Origin of the sequence: Paenibacillus sp. FSL H7-0942 (genome assembly GCF_045040715.1) — a bacterium.
Classification (GTDB): Bacteria; Bacillota; Bacilli; order Paenibacillales; family Paenibacillaceae; genus Paenibacillus; species Paenibacillus amylolyticus.
Window position 1 is genome coordinate 4,539,575 of record NZ_CP150279.1, and the last position, 12,702, is coordinate 4,552,276.

General features: G+C 45.9%; 13 protein-coding genes. 4 read left to right on the forward strand and 9 right to left on the reverse strand.

Features of this window, described 5'->3' with window-relative positions:
- Positions 1-76: 76 nt before the first annotated feature.
- The 3 genes from MHI48_RS20195 to MHI48_RS20205 form a co-directional block, all read right to left on the reverse strand.
- Positions 77-805, reverse strand: a complete 729-nt coding sequence (locus MHI48_RS20195) for a ThuA domain-containing protein (protein ID WP_017687549.1) — start codon at positions 803-805, stop codon at positions 77-79.
- Between the two features lie 24 nt (positions 806-829).
- Positions 830-1,798: a sugar phosphate isomerase/epimerase gene (locus tag MHI48_RS20200; RefSeq protein ID WP_017687548.1), complete on the reverse strand. Its 969-nt coding sequence runs from the start codon at positions 1,796-1,798 to the stop codon at positions 830-832.
- A 200-nt stretch (positions 1,799-1,998) separates the two neighbouring features.
- Positions 1,999-3,111, reverse strand: a complete 1,113-nt coding sequence (locus MHI48_RS20205) for a Gfo/Idh/MocA family protein (protein WP_036614448.1) — start codon at positions 3,109-3,111, stop codon at positions 1,999-2,001.
- A gap of 190 nt (positions 3,112-3,301) precedes the next feature.
- On the opposite strand from MHI48_RS20205, the gene MHI48_RS20210 reads away from it, so the two are divergent.
- Entirely contained in the window at positions 3,302-4,120 is an 819-nt protein-coding gene (locus MHI48_RS20210; RefSeq protein WP_017687546.1) for an AraC family transcriptional regulator, read from the forward strand.
- A 25-nt stretch (positions 4,121-4,145) separates the two neighbouring features.
- Here the strand turns inward: MHI48_RS20210 and MHI48_RS20215 are convergent, their stop codons facing one another.
- Positions 4,146-4,460, reverse strand: coding sequence for a hypothetical protein (locus MHI48_RS20215; RefSeq protein WP_036674958.1), 315 nt, complete (start codon positions 4,458-4,460; stop codon positions 4,146-4,148).
- A 32-nt stretch (positions 4,461-4,492) separates the two neighbouring features.
- The gene (locus MHI48_RS20220; RefSeq protein ID WP_100527167.1) at positions 4,493-5,431 is read right to left on the reverse strand and encodes a Gfo/Idh/MocA family protein; all 939 of its coding nucleotides are present in this window, start codon (positions 5,429-5,431) and stop codon (positions 4,493-4,495) included.
- 121 nt (positions 5,432-5,552) lie between these two features.
- On the opposite strand from MHI48_RS20220, the gene MHI48_RS20225 reads away from it, so the two are divergent.
- Positions 5,553-6,242 (forward strand): TVP38/TMEM64 family protein, encoded by a 690-nt coding sequence (locus MHI48_RS20225; protein ID WP_143781418.1) that lies wholly within the window; start codon positions 5,553-5,555, stop codon positions 6,240-6,242.
- Positions 6,243-6,422: 180 nt separating this feature from the next.
- Entirely contained in the window at positions 6,423-7,385 is a 963-nt protein-coding gene (msrA, locus tag MHI48_RS20230; RefSeq protein WP_339283339.1) for a peptide-methionine (S)-S-oxide reductase MsrA, read from the forward strand.
- Positions 7,386-7,488: 103 nt separating this feature from the next.
- Here the strand turns inward: msrA and MHI48_RS20235 are convergent, their stop codons facing one another.
- The 3 genes from MHI48_RS20235 to MHI48_RS20245 all read right to left on the reverse strand — a co-directional run bounded on the left by MHI48_RS20235 (position 7,489) and on the right by MHI48_RS20245 (position 10,351).
- Entirely contained in the window at positions 7,489-8,724 is a 1,236-nt protein-coding gene (locus MHI48_RS20235) for an MFS transporter (RefSeq protein ID WP_405141579.1), read from the reverse strand.
- A gap of 81 nt (positions 8,725-8,805) precedes the next feature.
- The gene (locus MHI48_RS20240) at positions 8,806-9,414 is read right to left on the reverse strand and encodes a TetR family transcriptional regulator C-terminal domain-containing protein (RefSeq protein WP_405141581.1); all 609 of its coding nucleotides are present in this window, start codon (positions 9,412-9,414) and stop codon (positions 8,806-8,808) included.
- Between the two features lie 136 nt (positions 9,415-9,550).
- Positions 9,551-10,351, reverse strand: a complete 801-nt coding sequence (locus MHI48_RS20245; protein WP_249913447.1) for a lipid II flippase Amj family protein — start codon at positions 10,349-10,351, stop codon at positions 9,551-9,553.
- Between the two features lie 390 nt (positions 10,352-10,741).
- Here MHI48_RS20245 and MHI48_RS20250 point away from each other — a divergent pair, with 390 nt between their 5' ends.
- The gene (locus tag MHI48_RS20250; protein WP_405141583.1) at positions 10,742-11,212 is read left to right on the forward strand and encodes a DUF2188 domain-containing protein; all 471 of its coding nucleotides are present in this window, start codon (positions 10,742-10,744) and stop codon (positions 11,210-11,212) included.
- Positions 11,213-11,334: 122 nt separating this feature from the next.
- Here the strand turns inward: MHI48_RS20250 and MHI48_RS20255 are convergent, their stop codons facing one another.
- On the reverse strand, positions 11,335-12,069 hold the full coding sequence (locus MHI48_RS20255; RefSeq protein WP_036614465.1) for a YitT family protein: 735 nt from the start codon (positions 12,067-12,069) through the stop codon (positions 11,335-11,337).
- Between the last annotated feature and the right edge of the window lie 633 nt (positions 12,070-12,702).

Sequence of the window (12,702 nt, forward strand, 5' to 3'; positions counted from 1 at the left end):
ACAGTCATCAATGACTCGGAGAAGGGTTCTTTTTGTATAAAACTTATAATTTCCATTACACGATTGAGTTAGTGAATTAGACCAGCACGCCACCAAATGGTCTTACAGGTTCGCTCTTGCCAAATTCCGGCTTAAAGCTGCGGGCAGGATATGCCCATTTCACAGCATTGCTGATCACTCTTAATATTTCCGGTTTGTAATAGGTCGGATACGTCTCATGACCTGGTCGGAAATAAAAGATTTTACCTTCACCACGCCGGAACGTACATCCGCTCCGGAATACTTCCCCACCCTGGAAGTTGCTCACAAACACCAGTTCATCCGGTACTGGAATATCGAAGAATTCACCGTACATCTCTTCTTTTTCCAATACAATCTTGCCTTCGATGCCATCCGCAATCGGATGAGATGGGTTAACACACCATACAATTTCCTGCTCGTCAGCTACACGCCACTTCAGATCGCAGCTTGTTCCCATCAGCGCTTTGAATGGTTTGGAGAAATGACCTGAATGGAGCACAATCATTCCCATCCCGTTCAGCACTCGCTGCGCAACCTTCTGTGAGATCTCATCGCTTACGCGATCATGTGCCATATGTCCCCACCATATGAGCACATCTGTGGAATTCAGCACTTCATCACTTAATCCATGTTCAGGCTGATCAAGTGTAGCTGTACGAATAGCAAAGCCTTCGCCGCCAAGTCCGTCAGCCAGTGCTCGATGCAGACCATCCGGGTAGACTTCCCTTACTTCATCGTGAATTTTCTCATGGACAAATTCATTCCAAATGGTGACGTTGATCATATTCAATTTCCCCCTAGTGTAGCTCTAAACCCACCACATGTCGCCCAGCGGTTCTTCGATCAATACTTGCTGGAGATTTTGCACGGCTTTAGAGAATCCTTCTTCAACCGACATCAGACCGTCTTCGTGCTCAATACTTACTACATAATCATATCCGACCAGACGCAAGGCACTCATAATATCTGCCCAAGTCTTGTTATCATGTCCATAACCGACCGAGCGGAACTGCCAAGCCCGATCCAGCATATTGGTATAGTCCTGCATATCCGTTACACCGTGTTTGTTCACGTTGACCGGATCAATCGTTGTATCTTTTGCATGGAAGTGATGGATAGCTCCTTCACGTCCCAAGATGTGAATTGCCTGAACCGGATCAATACCTTGCCACCACATGTGACTTGGGTCCAGATTGGCTCCGATCACTTCACCTGCTGCTTCACGCAGTCTCAGCAAGGTTGCTGGTGTATGAACGGAGAATCCACCGTGCAGCTCCAATCCAACTTTTACGTTACGATCTGCTGCAAATTTACCCCACTCTGTCCAGTAAGGGATCACTTTGTTCTCCCACTGCCACTTCAGGATCTCCTGGAAGTCATTTGGCCATGGTGCAACAGGCCAGTTCGGATATTTGGCATCCTCATGGTCTCCCGGACAACCGGAGAATGTATTCACTACAGGTACTTCCAGCTTCTCAGCCAGTTCTACCGATTTAACAAAATCATCGTGAAATCCTTTGGCAATATCCTTTTGCGGATGTAGCGGGTTACCGTGACAGCTAAGTGCACTGATCGTCAAACCACGTGATTCCACTGCATTTTTGAAGTTTTTCAAGGCTGTAGGATTGCTTAACAACTCATCTGGCTTACAATGTGCATTGCCTGGATGTCCGCCTGTTCCGATCTCTACTGCTTTTAATCCCTTGGATGCTACATAATCAAGAGCATCCTCCAATTTACGTCCTCCGAATAGTACCAAAAATACGCCGAGTTTCAAGTGCGATTCCTCCCTGGATTAGATATCGTATGATTGCTGAATTCATGAATATTGAACTGTATACAATTACCGTTCAGATCACATGCCTGTTTGATTAGTGTGGAAAATCGAGAGTGTTTCTATCCTGAAATTGAACGTAAGAATACTGGTTATTCTTCACCACTTGTAAGAGCATCAAGCTTCGAACACTTTTACTCAGACTAGTGGGATTCCACGGTTTCAATCTCAGTTTGAACTGTGCGAGTTACTGCAAAAGAATCATAGCTGCTCTCCAGATGTATGTGCTTGCCTTCAAGTGAAGAACGCTGGAATGAATGCATGGCTTCCAGTACGTGATAAGCTAGCTTGCCACTGGCTTTGTGTTCCCTTCCGGCACGAATGGATTCAACCATTTCGGTTACGCCGATGCCTCGTTCGTTTTGTCCACTTTCGAAGACTGGTTTGACCGTCTCCCAAGTGTCTTGACCGTATCTGCGAACCTTCACTTCCCCGTTAAAATAATTGGGGTCCGGTACACTAAGCGTACCTTCTGTACCATAGATTTCAATACGTGGCAGATCCGAAGCTCCGCGAATATCGAAACTGGTGATCATGGTTGCAATGGCTCCTTCTGCGAAATCAATGGTTCCTGCCAAGTGAGTAGGCGTCTCTACTTGTAGCGCTGTACCTTCCTTCGGTCCGGAGCCAATCTTGCGATCTGCAATCTGTATGCCTGCCGAGGCGCTGATTCTGCGTATCGGTCCAAGCAGCGTAATCAGAGCGGTCAGGTAGTAGGGTCCCATATCAAACATCGGTCCGCCACCTGCAACATAAAAGAACTCCGGATTAGGATGCCAAGCTTCTGGTCCTCCACCCATGAAGAATGAAGTCGCTGCAACCGGCTTGCCAATCAGCCCATCCTCAATGGCTTTACGAGCTGTCTGTATGCCTGAACCAAGGAAGGTATCCGGTGCAGAGCCAACATACAATCCCTTTTCCTCAGCCAACTCAACAACCTTGCGACCATCCTCAAGAGAAATTGCCAGCGGCTTCTCGGCATACACATGTTTGCCTGCTTCGAGTGCAGCCAGATCGGTCATGGCGTGACTGCCAGGAACCGTAAGGTTCAACACAAGTTCAATTTCGTTATTTTGCAGCAACTCATCTACATTGTAAACGTTTGCGATATTAAATTCATCTGCCCGTTCCTGAGCGCGTTCACGAATCAAATCCGCAACAGCCACGACTTCAATGACCGGGTTGTTTTTGAGATTTTCCAAGTAGATGGCGCTGATGTTACCACACCCGATGATGCCTGCTTTCATTTTCTCCACTGTGACGTTCATCTCCTTACGCATGGTGAAAATCTGCGTTTGAATGGTTGAGATACATATGTTTTGTTGGATGTTTCCTGTTCCTTAAATCTAATACTATGGTATTCCGTTTCAGCTTCAATTAAAATGAATAATATGATTGAAACATGAACTATCTGGTCATAATTTTCAAATTGCAAGGAGTATGCCCATGCCGACAGATCAATCCTGCCAAGTTCTTACAGCAGGCTTTTCATTTCATCGTAAACCCTACGCTATGGTGCAGCCTGAAGGTGTGAAGAACTACCTGTTAAGACTGCAAACAGACGGACGTTGCCGTGCACGCATAGACGGGGACATGTCCCTGGTGGATGCGGGCGATCTGCTTCTTTTTGATCCTGATGAACCCTATGAGCTGAGAATAGACAATGAAACCAATCCGATGGGAGAACGACTGGTGGAGAGTGGTGACTATCACATCTTCTTTAATGGTTCCTGGGTGGATGAGTGGTGGAAACGTCACAAAAGGCCAACCCGGATCAAAGTCGAACTGACGGAAAGTCTTTTGGTCCTGTTTCGACAGCTCGTACTGGAACAGCGCCGCATCTCCAATCCTTATCCGGAAATTTCAAGTTATTATATGCGAATTTTATGTCTCGAAGTGGATCGTCTGCTCGCGGAGCATCCAACGATAACCAACACCAATTATGTGGCTTATGAGATCAAAAACTACATTGAAGAAAACGCTTCCTCTTTATTCAAGCTCGATGATGTGGCAACACATATTGGCATTAGTGTCTCACGGGGTGTACATCTCTTCAAAGAAGCGTTTGGCAAAAGCATCATGCAATACACACTTGACGTACGGCTGAACATGGCCAGGGAACGGATTATTTTCAGTCCAATGACTCTGGAGCAAGTGTCTGAGTCATCCGGCTTTAACAACTATACCTATTTTCATCGGGTATTCCGTTCCCGGTTCGGCATGTCCCCGAAGGAATTCCGCGTCATTCACCGGGAACAGATGTAATCATATTAGTATACGTAAGTTGAACTTATTTGCGCGCGGCTATGGCCTCGGATACAACCATCGCCAGATCTTCATTGCCAAACATGGACAACACGCCAAGTACCGTATCATCCGGAATCTCACCGGCTTCCTCCTTGGATACAATCAGCTTCTGCACCTGCTGCAAACGCTCGTTGCTCTGCTGATCCGGGTAGGCTTGCCGGTACATCTCTTCCGGGTCCAAACCATTATTGACACACCACTGGGCAAATACGAGGATCATCATCTCTTCTTCCTGTTTATAGGTTTCTACAACAGCTTCCTCGATCTGTTTATTACGTTCCTTTTCATATTCATCCATAACTTGTATTCCTCCGTATGTGTATTCTGCAATTATTTGCGAATCAATTGTTCCGCCAGTTCATGACTGTCCATGACATGACTTGCACTGATCAGGCAATCATCAGGTGAGTCCAGACAAGCCAGGAAATTGTCAACTGCTCCGCTAAAACCTCTGCGTGCTAACACGGTGTCCCAGCTCCCGAACGTTTCTTTGGTTTCCAGACTCCCCTGTTCCATGTAGCTGATCGTGTCCATGTTCACCACTTCAACAGATCGTCCACCACCATGCAATTCGATCTTCTCCAGATCTGCCCCAGCTTCACGCACCATATCGAATCGACCGTAGGCTGTTCTGCCCAGCTTGGCCGTTCCGGTTGCATGCAGCAGTCTGTCCAGATCATTCTTCCGAATCCATTGATGAAGCAACTCCACATTATGATCCGAGTACCACAACATCAGATCCAGTATATGGATGAGATCATCATAGATAGTTTCTGCCGCAGGACGATCCTGAATGCCTGTACGATGTTTGGTCACTGTCAAGGATTCAAAACCTTTTCCACCCTGCATCCATTCTTTCGCTTTTTGGTACATCGGTGCGAATCTGCGGTTGAAGCCTACTGCGAGTAGCAGCCCTTGTGCCTCGGCAAAAGCAGTCATCTCTTCCGACTCCCGAATCGTATAGGATAACGGTTTGTCTACGTACACGGCTAATCCCTGTTCCAGACATTGCATGACAATGTCAAAGTGCGCTTCCGTTGCTGTATGTACAAACACCGCATCCAGATCCCAGGACAACAGTTCCTTCAGATCCGTTGTTCCCCGTTCTAATCGATACGCCTCCTGAACGGCTTTGACCGGCTCCGGAGATCGGTTCATAATGCCTACAATCTCCACGTTCGGATGAGCTGTTAACAGCGGCAAATATACTTTACGTGCAATATCGCCGAGGCCGATAATTGCAACTCGTTTACGTTGGGTTGTTTCCATGATGATCATTCCACCTTCAGTTCGGTTCTATATTTCCACGTCCTATAGTGTAACCCTTCGGACAGCAACTTGCCAGTGATTGCAGCACACTTCGCACGAATTGTTCAGACAATGGGCGAACGTGGTAAACTTAGGAGGAACAGCAGTACAGATCGGGACACGACCAGACCTGCCTGATCTGAAAGGAGCGTTTGGGATTTTGCGAAAATGGTTATGGCTTCTGTTATATGTTTTACTTGCAGGAGTCACGTTTATTTACAGATATGAACTGCTGGCCTGGACCGATCTTCATCAGTCCATTCCGCTGTTACTCGCCATGGCAACATTGTTTGCTCTTGTGCCTGTAATTCCTTATAAGTTTGTTATTATCGCCTTTGGTTACAGTTACGGTACCACCACAGCAGCCTGGATATGCTGGCTTGGCACCACACTTGCAGCCATGCTCGTTTACGGCGGAGCAAGAACCATCTTCAGACATCAGGCGAGATCGTACCTCGAACGTATTCGGGGTCTGAACCGTTTTACCACATGGATGGAAGCACATCCGTTCATGGGTGTCATGTCGATGCGACTGTTGCCGATCGTGCCTCAGATGGCCGTTAATATTTACGCAGGTATAACGTACACGCCATTCTGGGTCTTCATGCTTGCCACGGCCATTGGGAAAATGCCAGCGATTTTTGTATTTGCCTATGCAGGTGCACAAGCTGAAACCTCAATCTGGCTGAGCTTGGCCATCCTTGCCGGATATCTGGTGTTCATGGCCATTGTATTGCTCTTATTTCGCTTTCGGTCACGCAACAAAGCCTGAATTCAGAGTTCGCAAACCGTTCAGATTCAGCTTGTTTTCATTCCGGCTTGGTTGGCTTGCCAATTCAGGATATAATAGAAGAGCAAGCCTAATGCTTGTGTAACAAGTTTAATAAAACGGTAGATTGCTGGAGCTCGAACACGAGCGCTAAATCTTCATCAGAAATGGAGTGACTATAGCATGGAACAACATTCAAGTGAGTTAGCAACTTTTGCAGGCGGATGCTTCTGGTGTATGGTATCCCCCTTTGAAGAACTGCCCGGTATTCATAAGATCGTATCGGGTTATACAGGAGGACATACCGAGAATCCAACATATGAAGAGGTCTGCTCGGAGACAACAGGACATGTAGAGGCTGTGCAAATTACGTTTGACCCTGCCATCTTCCCTTATAAGAAACTGGTTGAACTGTTCTGGCAGCAGATTGATCCTACGGATACAGGCGGGCAATTCCATGACCGTGGATCTTCCTATCAGACGGCCATCTTCTATCACAGCGAAGAACAGCGCAAGATTGCGGAAACTTCCAAAGCGGAGCTGGGACAAAGCGGACGTTTTGACAAACCAATCTTCACACCCATTTTGCCAGCCAAACCGTTCTATGAAGCGGAAGAACATCATCAAAATTATCACCGGAAGAACCCTGCCCATTACAAACGCTACAGCAAAGGTTCTGGACGTGTAGATTTCATCGAACGTAACTGGACCGGTAACGTGGATAAAGACGGGCTGAAAGAGCGTTTGACGCCGATTCAATATGAAGTTACGCAGAACAGCGCGACCGAGCCTGCATTCCATAACGAATTCTGGGATCACCACGGTGATGGTATCTATGTGGACATCGTATCTGGCGAGCCATTGTTCAGTTCTACCGACAAATACGACTCCGGCTGCGGCTGGCCGAGCTTCACACGTCCATTGCGTGACCACAACGTGAAGGAAAAAACCGATCTCAGCCACTTCATGATTCGTACCGAAGTGAGAAGTCGTGAGGGCGATTCCCATCTGGGTCACCTGTTCAACGATGGTCCTGCCGAAGCAGGTGGAATGCGTTATTGCATCAACTCTGCGGCACTTCGTTTTGTGCCCAAAGAAGACTTGCAAAAAGAAGGATACGGTGAGTACGCCGTCCTTTTCCAATAAGTTATAATACAAATACAAAAAGAGCAGTGGGATGATCCCGCTGCTTTTTTGTTGTACATTTTTGTTTTCATAGACGAACTATTGTTGCACAAGAATGCATTGATTAGGTTTGGCTCGAAGAGATTTCCGAATTCAATTGATTGGCAGGAGCCATCTGATCATTACGAAATTGAATTCGCATCGCTGGAACAATACCCAGGATCATCACGGTAACCGAGATTGCGTAGACGATAAAAATGGATGTGCTGTTCATCAGTACACCTGCCATCGAAGATCCAAGAAGCATACTTCCTATGAATAAAGGTGTGATGGTGCCATTCACTCTCCCGATCAAATGCTCATCTATCCGAGTGACCAAGTATGTGGAGATGATGACGTTGATGAATGCCATACTGATTGAGCTTAAGAAGCTGATCAAAAGGGTCAGCCAGAACCAACTGGATAACACTTCCCCCATCGTGGCTACAGCCAGACACAGCACACCTACAAGCAGAGTTAAGGTCTGGTTCAGCTTAGCACTTACAGCAGCCGCAATACCTCCTCCAATCAATAAACCTACTCCGGACGCACCAGATAAAAACTGTAACGACGTTGCTTCAAGTCCCAGACGTTCAGTGATCAGAAATATTCCAAGTGGACTGATGAGACCCGCCGAAAGCCCTATACAGATGAATACCAGACTAAGCATTTTTAACGAGCGAGATCGAGCAACATATTTCCAGCCCTCTCTGATATCCGCTAATAATGAGGTATTTGTTTCCCGCTGAGTGGCGTCTTTAGGCAGAAATGTGAGTAGAAGCGCAGAGATGAGGAACAGAATGAGTAATGCGTACATGGATGCCTGAATTCCCATTGCAGTGTATATAAACGTTCCGACGATTGGTCCCAGAATTAAAAACAACGATTGACCACTCTGTGTAATAGCAATTGCAGATTGCAAATGTTCTCCCTTTACATTTCGCCTCACAATCTTTAGAGAGGATGGTTGAGAAAACTGGCTAACGATAGAGGATACAAACGTGGCTACGTATAGAATCTGCCAATACCCGGAAGATAAAACACCGATAATCATGACAATAGACAACGCGCTCAGAATATCCCCCAGTATCATCGTACGTTTGGGATTCCAGCGATCAGCAAGTGCACCGCCTATGATGGAGAAAACAAAAATCGGGGCATATTCAAGCACGGTAATCAGCGAGACGGCTATTGGACTTCCCTGAGTTCGATCCATCACATAATAGAGGATCGCCATATTCCGGATCCATATCGCCAGATTTTGTAGCAGATCAGACCCTGTCACGATTAAAAAAGCTTTATTCCTGAACAATGAGTTCATTCTCCATCTCCTCTTTTAAACCGACTGTCCGGTTTATTAATATTTAAAAAGAAAAACTGACTTTACATCAGCTTTTCATGGTTAACGTTGTTGAATGCCTGCCAGCAGACCGGCCATGCCTTTGTGGTAAATACGACGAATATCCGTCAGGTCCTTCTCATAATAGAGTGTAGTCAATCCGCTAAACAGACCGTAGATGATGTGCATTACATCCTGTGGGTCATCCGGTTTTAACTCTCCATCTTCCATCCCTTTAGTAATAATGGACTCGTATGTCGCATACGGAATTCGGATCAGGGAAAGCATCTCATCAAGCATCTCCTGACTGACGACCTGACCTGAGACAAACTCGTTAATGGCGTGATTCAGCGGGTTAGCCAAATCATCCACGTAATGATCAGCAAGTCCGTACAATTTGTCTATGGCAGTCTTATACCCGGATTCTTTGTCCAGCCAAGCATCCATCCAATCTTCATTGTTAAGCTTGATTAGATACATGAATAACTCTTCTTTGCTTTTGAAATGATAATAGATGCTGCCTTTACTCCGATTGTTAATCGTACATATGTCTTCCATGGAAGTTGCACTATATCCCTTTTGGGCAAACAGTTCCTTGGTATTACGTGCAATGTCTTTCTTTATCTGGGTAACATCTTTTCTTCGTTTAACTTCGATTGGAAAAACCCCCATAAATTAAACCGACTATTCGGTCTAATAATATCACAGCACAAATACTCCGTCAATTCATTTTGCACAGGCACCCTCTCATTTGCTGTTTCAAAAGATGTACAAGAGAGTGCCTGGCTACAATTCAGGAAAGAAGTCGTCACATCATACTTACGATCCAACCGATCCAATACGCAAATGGAATTAATAACAACTGTGCCAACAGAGTACCGAATAAACGGGATACGAGCATGCATCCATAGATCTGATTCATGCGATCCAAACGGATCTCGCCACGTAATGATTTGTCACTGAGCAGGGAAATCCGCGGATCAATCAGGATGGTTAACAAAATAGTCGCTATTCCGTTAATTAACCCGGTTGATTGGGATGCAGCTACAGCCTGCCCTGGGTAAAGGTACGCTGCGTATAAGCTGGACAGGACACCCGTGGTATAGATTGCGGTTACCGCTACATTAAGCAGCATTAACCGTCTTGGCATCCCATGTTGTACTAATCGTTTGGCCATCTTCCAGGATGGCGGGGTGATGTAATACGTTGCATTTCTAATCTTGCTTCGCTTCAGCATACCGCGAACCATCGCAGGGATGGAACCGGCTGCTTCAAAATGTACAACCATTCTTGATGAGAGCTTCACCATGGTTGGAAAACACAATATGGCTAATGCCGTTCCAATTGTTGCCGCACCCATTAACCAGTGCAGCTGCGCCGCAAAGTGTGGATTGGCTCCACGTGTTGCAGTATCCACTAGATTACCTACCATCGGACCCTGGGCCATATTCGAGGTTCGAGAAACCAACAACAAGATACCTGCCAATGAAATGGCCAACGCGATTCTGCGGGTGCGTAATCCACCGAGGCGGAGCGCGTATGACAAGCTGTCTGCGGCATGAATCAGCATGGTGAACAGCATAGGGATTGCCAGACTAAGACTAAACATATGTATGTACTCCTTTATATTCCTGTTATTGAACTTATTTCTTTCATGGACAGCATTATACTCCTCTGGCTTGCAAAAGTATAGGAACGAGATCCTTTTATATAAGTTTAAATAAAGAATGTTTACAATGGACACTCCGATGACAGAACAACCTTCCGATCGCTGTTATCCCCAGATTTTTTGATTCCTTTTATAAAGGGGTAAATTCGGGGATAAAGGCGAACACTTCGTTTCTTCAGGTTTTTTCTGTCCTCTCCGTTTCGTGTAAATGTTTATTTCAATTTATATAGATCATCGGTAAATGCACTTACGACCTCGGCTGTTCATCGTTTATCCCTCCCCTCACAGGGTAATATACAACTAATCCATTACTGTATAGGAGGGGTTCATATGCCTTGGAACAAACAGGATTATCCGGTATCCATGAAGAACCTGGAGCCACGTGTTAGACATAAAGCAATTGAGATTGCCAATGCTCTGCTCGATGACGGGTATGAGGAAGGGCGCTCGATTGCCATAGCGACAGCTAAGGCAGAAGAATGGGATGAGAACCATCCCGCACCGGAAAGTTCGAAATCGGACTCCACATCTTCTTCCGATAACTCCAACTCTAAAAAGTCGTCTTCCACAGATCGTCGTCATTCCGAGCCCGTCTCTTCGTCCAAAAGTCATGACAACATCCATGTCGTGCCTACCGACTCCGGTTGGGCGATCAAGGAAGAAGGAAAGTCTACCTATCTGTCGACATTCGATACTAAGGCAGAAGCTGTAGATAAGGCCAAAGAACTGAGTAGCAAACAAAATATTCGAGCGATTATCCATAATCAGGATGGTCAGATTGCTTCTTCGATCAAGCCCTGAATGAATCGGAAAACAACAAAATCCCTTTTGCTACTGAAGAGCAGTCAAAAGGGATTTTGTATGAACTTTAACTATCAAGACCTGAATGTGCATACAGGTTATGGTTGTTCTGAAACGTATGGTTAATTGGATACACCTCTAGCCACCGTAGTCCGTTGTGAAATAGCAGCAGCGTTAACTGCCTTGGCTGCAGCCGATGGCATCGGCAATTTCACAGCCGAAGTTGTAACCACGGTTCCGCGAGCCGGAACACTAACAACGTACGTGATGACTTTGCTGGCAATCCATACGGCCAGAATCGTATATAAAGTTTCTTTTACCGGAAGAAAGAAAAGCGACAATCCCAATACAAAAGCATCGCTGACAAAGAAAACTGTTCCCAGCTTCCATCCCTTCCAGCGGCTAACCAGCACGGCGAGAATATCGTCTCCACCTGTCGCTCCACCGAATCGAAGCACGATCCCAGCGCCTACCCCTGTCAATATACCGGATAGAACTGCCGGAATCCACAGATTTCCGTTAAACGACAATACCAGTGTGGAGTATCGTTCAAAGCCGTCATAGAATAGGGAAAATGCACCGACGCCAAGCAATGCCTGAATCATGAATTTCCAGCCTTTAAGGAACCAAGCCAGGATCATGACCGGAATGTCCAGTAACAACATACCGATAGCAGGTGATAAGCCTGTTGCGTATTTTCCGAGCAGGGCCAGACCAACAAATCCGCCCTCCGATAAATGATTCTGAAAGTTAATGTGATAATAAGCAAAAGCTAAAATAAATGTACCGAGTAGCATAATGGCGAATTTGATCGCCTCTGTTTTAACGTGTTGTAAGGTTAACGATGTTCTCTTCATTCAGGTTCCCTCGCAGTTTGTAGGTTGGTTTTTTAGACCGACCGTACCCTGCAAAAGGTAAGCCTGGAAGAAATCATCGTGTACGTCCTTCGAATATTCATTCCAATCCCCTCTTTCGCAGAGTCAGCCGTTTTTTTGAACCGGTTGGTGTACTCTACAAGGGGCGCTATGTGTATGAGAGATCGTAACGTTTCCAGATCGTCCTTGGGGAGATTGTCCTTCGGGAACTCATGGTATCCTGATCCTTTCTGTTCTGTTGTGGTTAGCTGTGCTCAGTTAAACTGAAAAATAACTACAATGCATAAGCTTGAACATTTAATTGTACACTTACACTTGGATTACAGTACCCTCTTTTGATCGCGGTTATCCCCGGATTTTTGGAATTCCATTTTCCCTCTGGGGAAAATCCGGTGATCGCTTATGCTTCCGAAGCTGCTTTCATTCAAAAAGCTTTCAGGCGAACGCTTCGCTTCTACAGATGGGTTCTGCACTCTTCGTTCCTGTGTAAATTGTAAATCCAACTTACAGCAGTTGCAAGTTCATTCAGTTTAAACACCAAAGCTAACTTGCTTGTTCTTCTATTATATAACACCAACGTGACCGGGTCTAAACAGTAGACCCCTCAAAAACAGG

Bases quoted from the DNA above. Each gene is read 5' to 3' on its own strand.
- MHI48_RS20255 (WP_036614465.1), bottom strand. From the start codon at position 12,069: ATGAAGAGAACATCGTTAACCTTACAACACGTTAAAACAGAGGCGATC.
- MHI48_RS20245 (WP_249913447.1), bottom strand. From the start codon at position 10,351: ATGTTTAGTCTTAGTCTGGCAATCCCTATGCTGTTCACCATGCTGATT.
- MHI48_RS20235 (WP_405141579.1), bottom strand. From the start codon at position 8,724: ATGAACTCATTGTTCAGGAATAAAGCTTTTTTAATCGTGACAGGGTCT.
- MHI48_RS20215 (WP_036674958.1), bottom strand. From the start codon at position 4,460: ATGGATGAATATGAAAAGGAACGTAATAAACAGATCGAGGAAGCTGTT.
- msrA (WP_339283339.1), top strand. From the start codon at position 6,423: ATGGAACAACATTCAAGTGAGTTAGCAACTTTTGCAGGCGGATGCTTC.
- MHI48_RS20250 (WP_405141583.1), top strand. From the start codon at position 10,742: ATGCCTTGGAACAAACAGGATTATCCGGTATCCATGAAGAACCTGGAG.
- MHI48_RS20210 (WP_017687546.1), top strand. From the start codon at position 3,302: ATGCCGACAGATCAATCCTGCCAAGTTCTTACAGCAGGCTTTTCATTT.
- MHI48_RS20195 (WP_017687549.1), bottom strand. From the start codon at position 805: ATGATCAACGTCACCATTTGGAATGAATTTGTCCATGAGAAAATTCAC.
- MHI48_RS20220 (WP_100527167.1), bottom strand. From the start codon at position 5,431: ATGGAAACAACCCAACGTAAACGAGTTGCAATTATCGGCCTCGGCGAT.
- MHI48_RS20240 (WP_405141581.1), bottom strand. From the start codon at position 9,414: ATGGGGGTTTTTCCAATCGAAGTTAAACGAAGAAAAGATGTTACCCAG.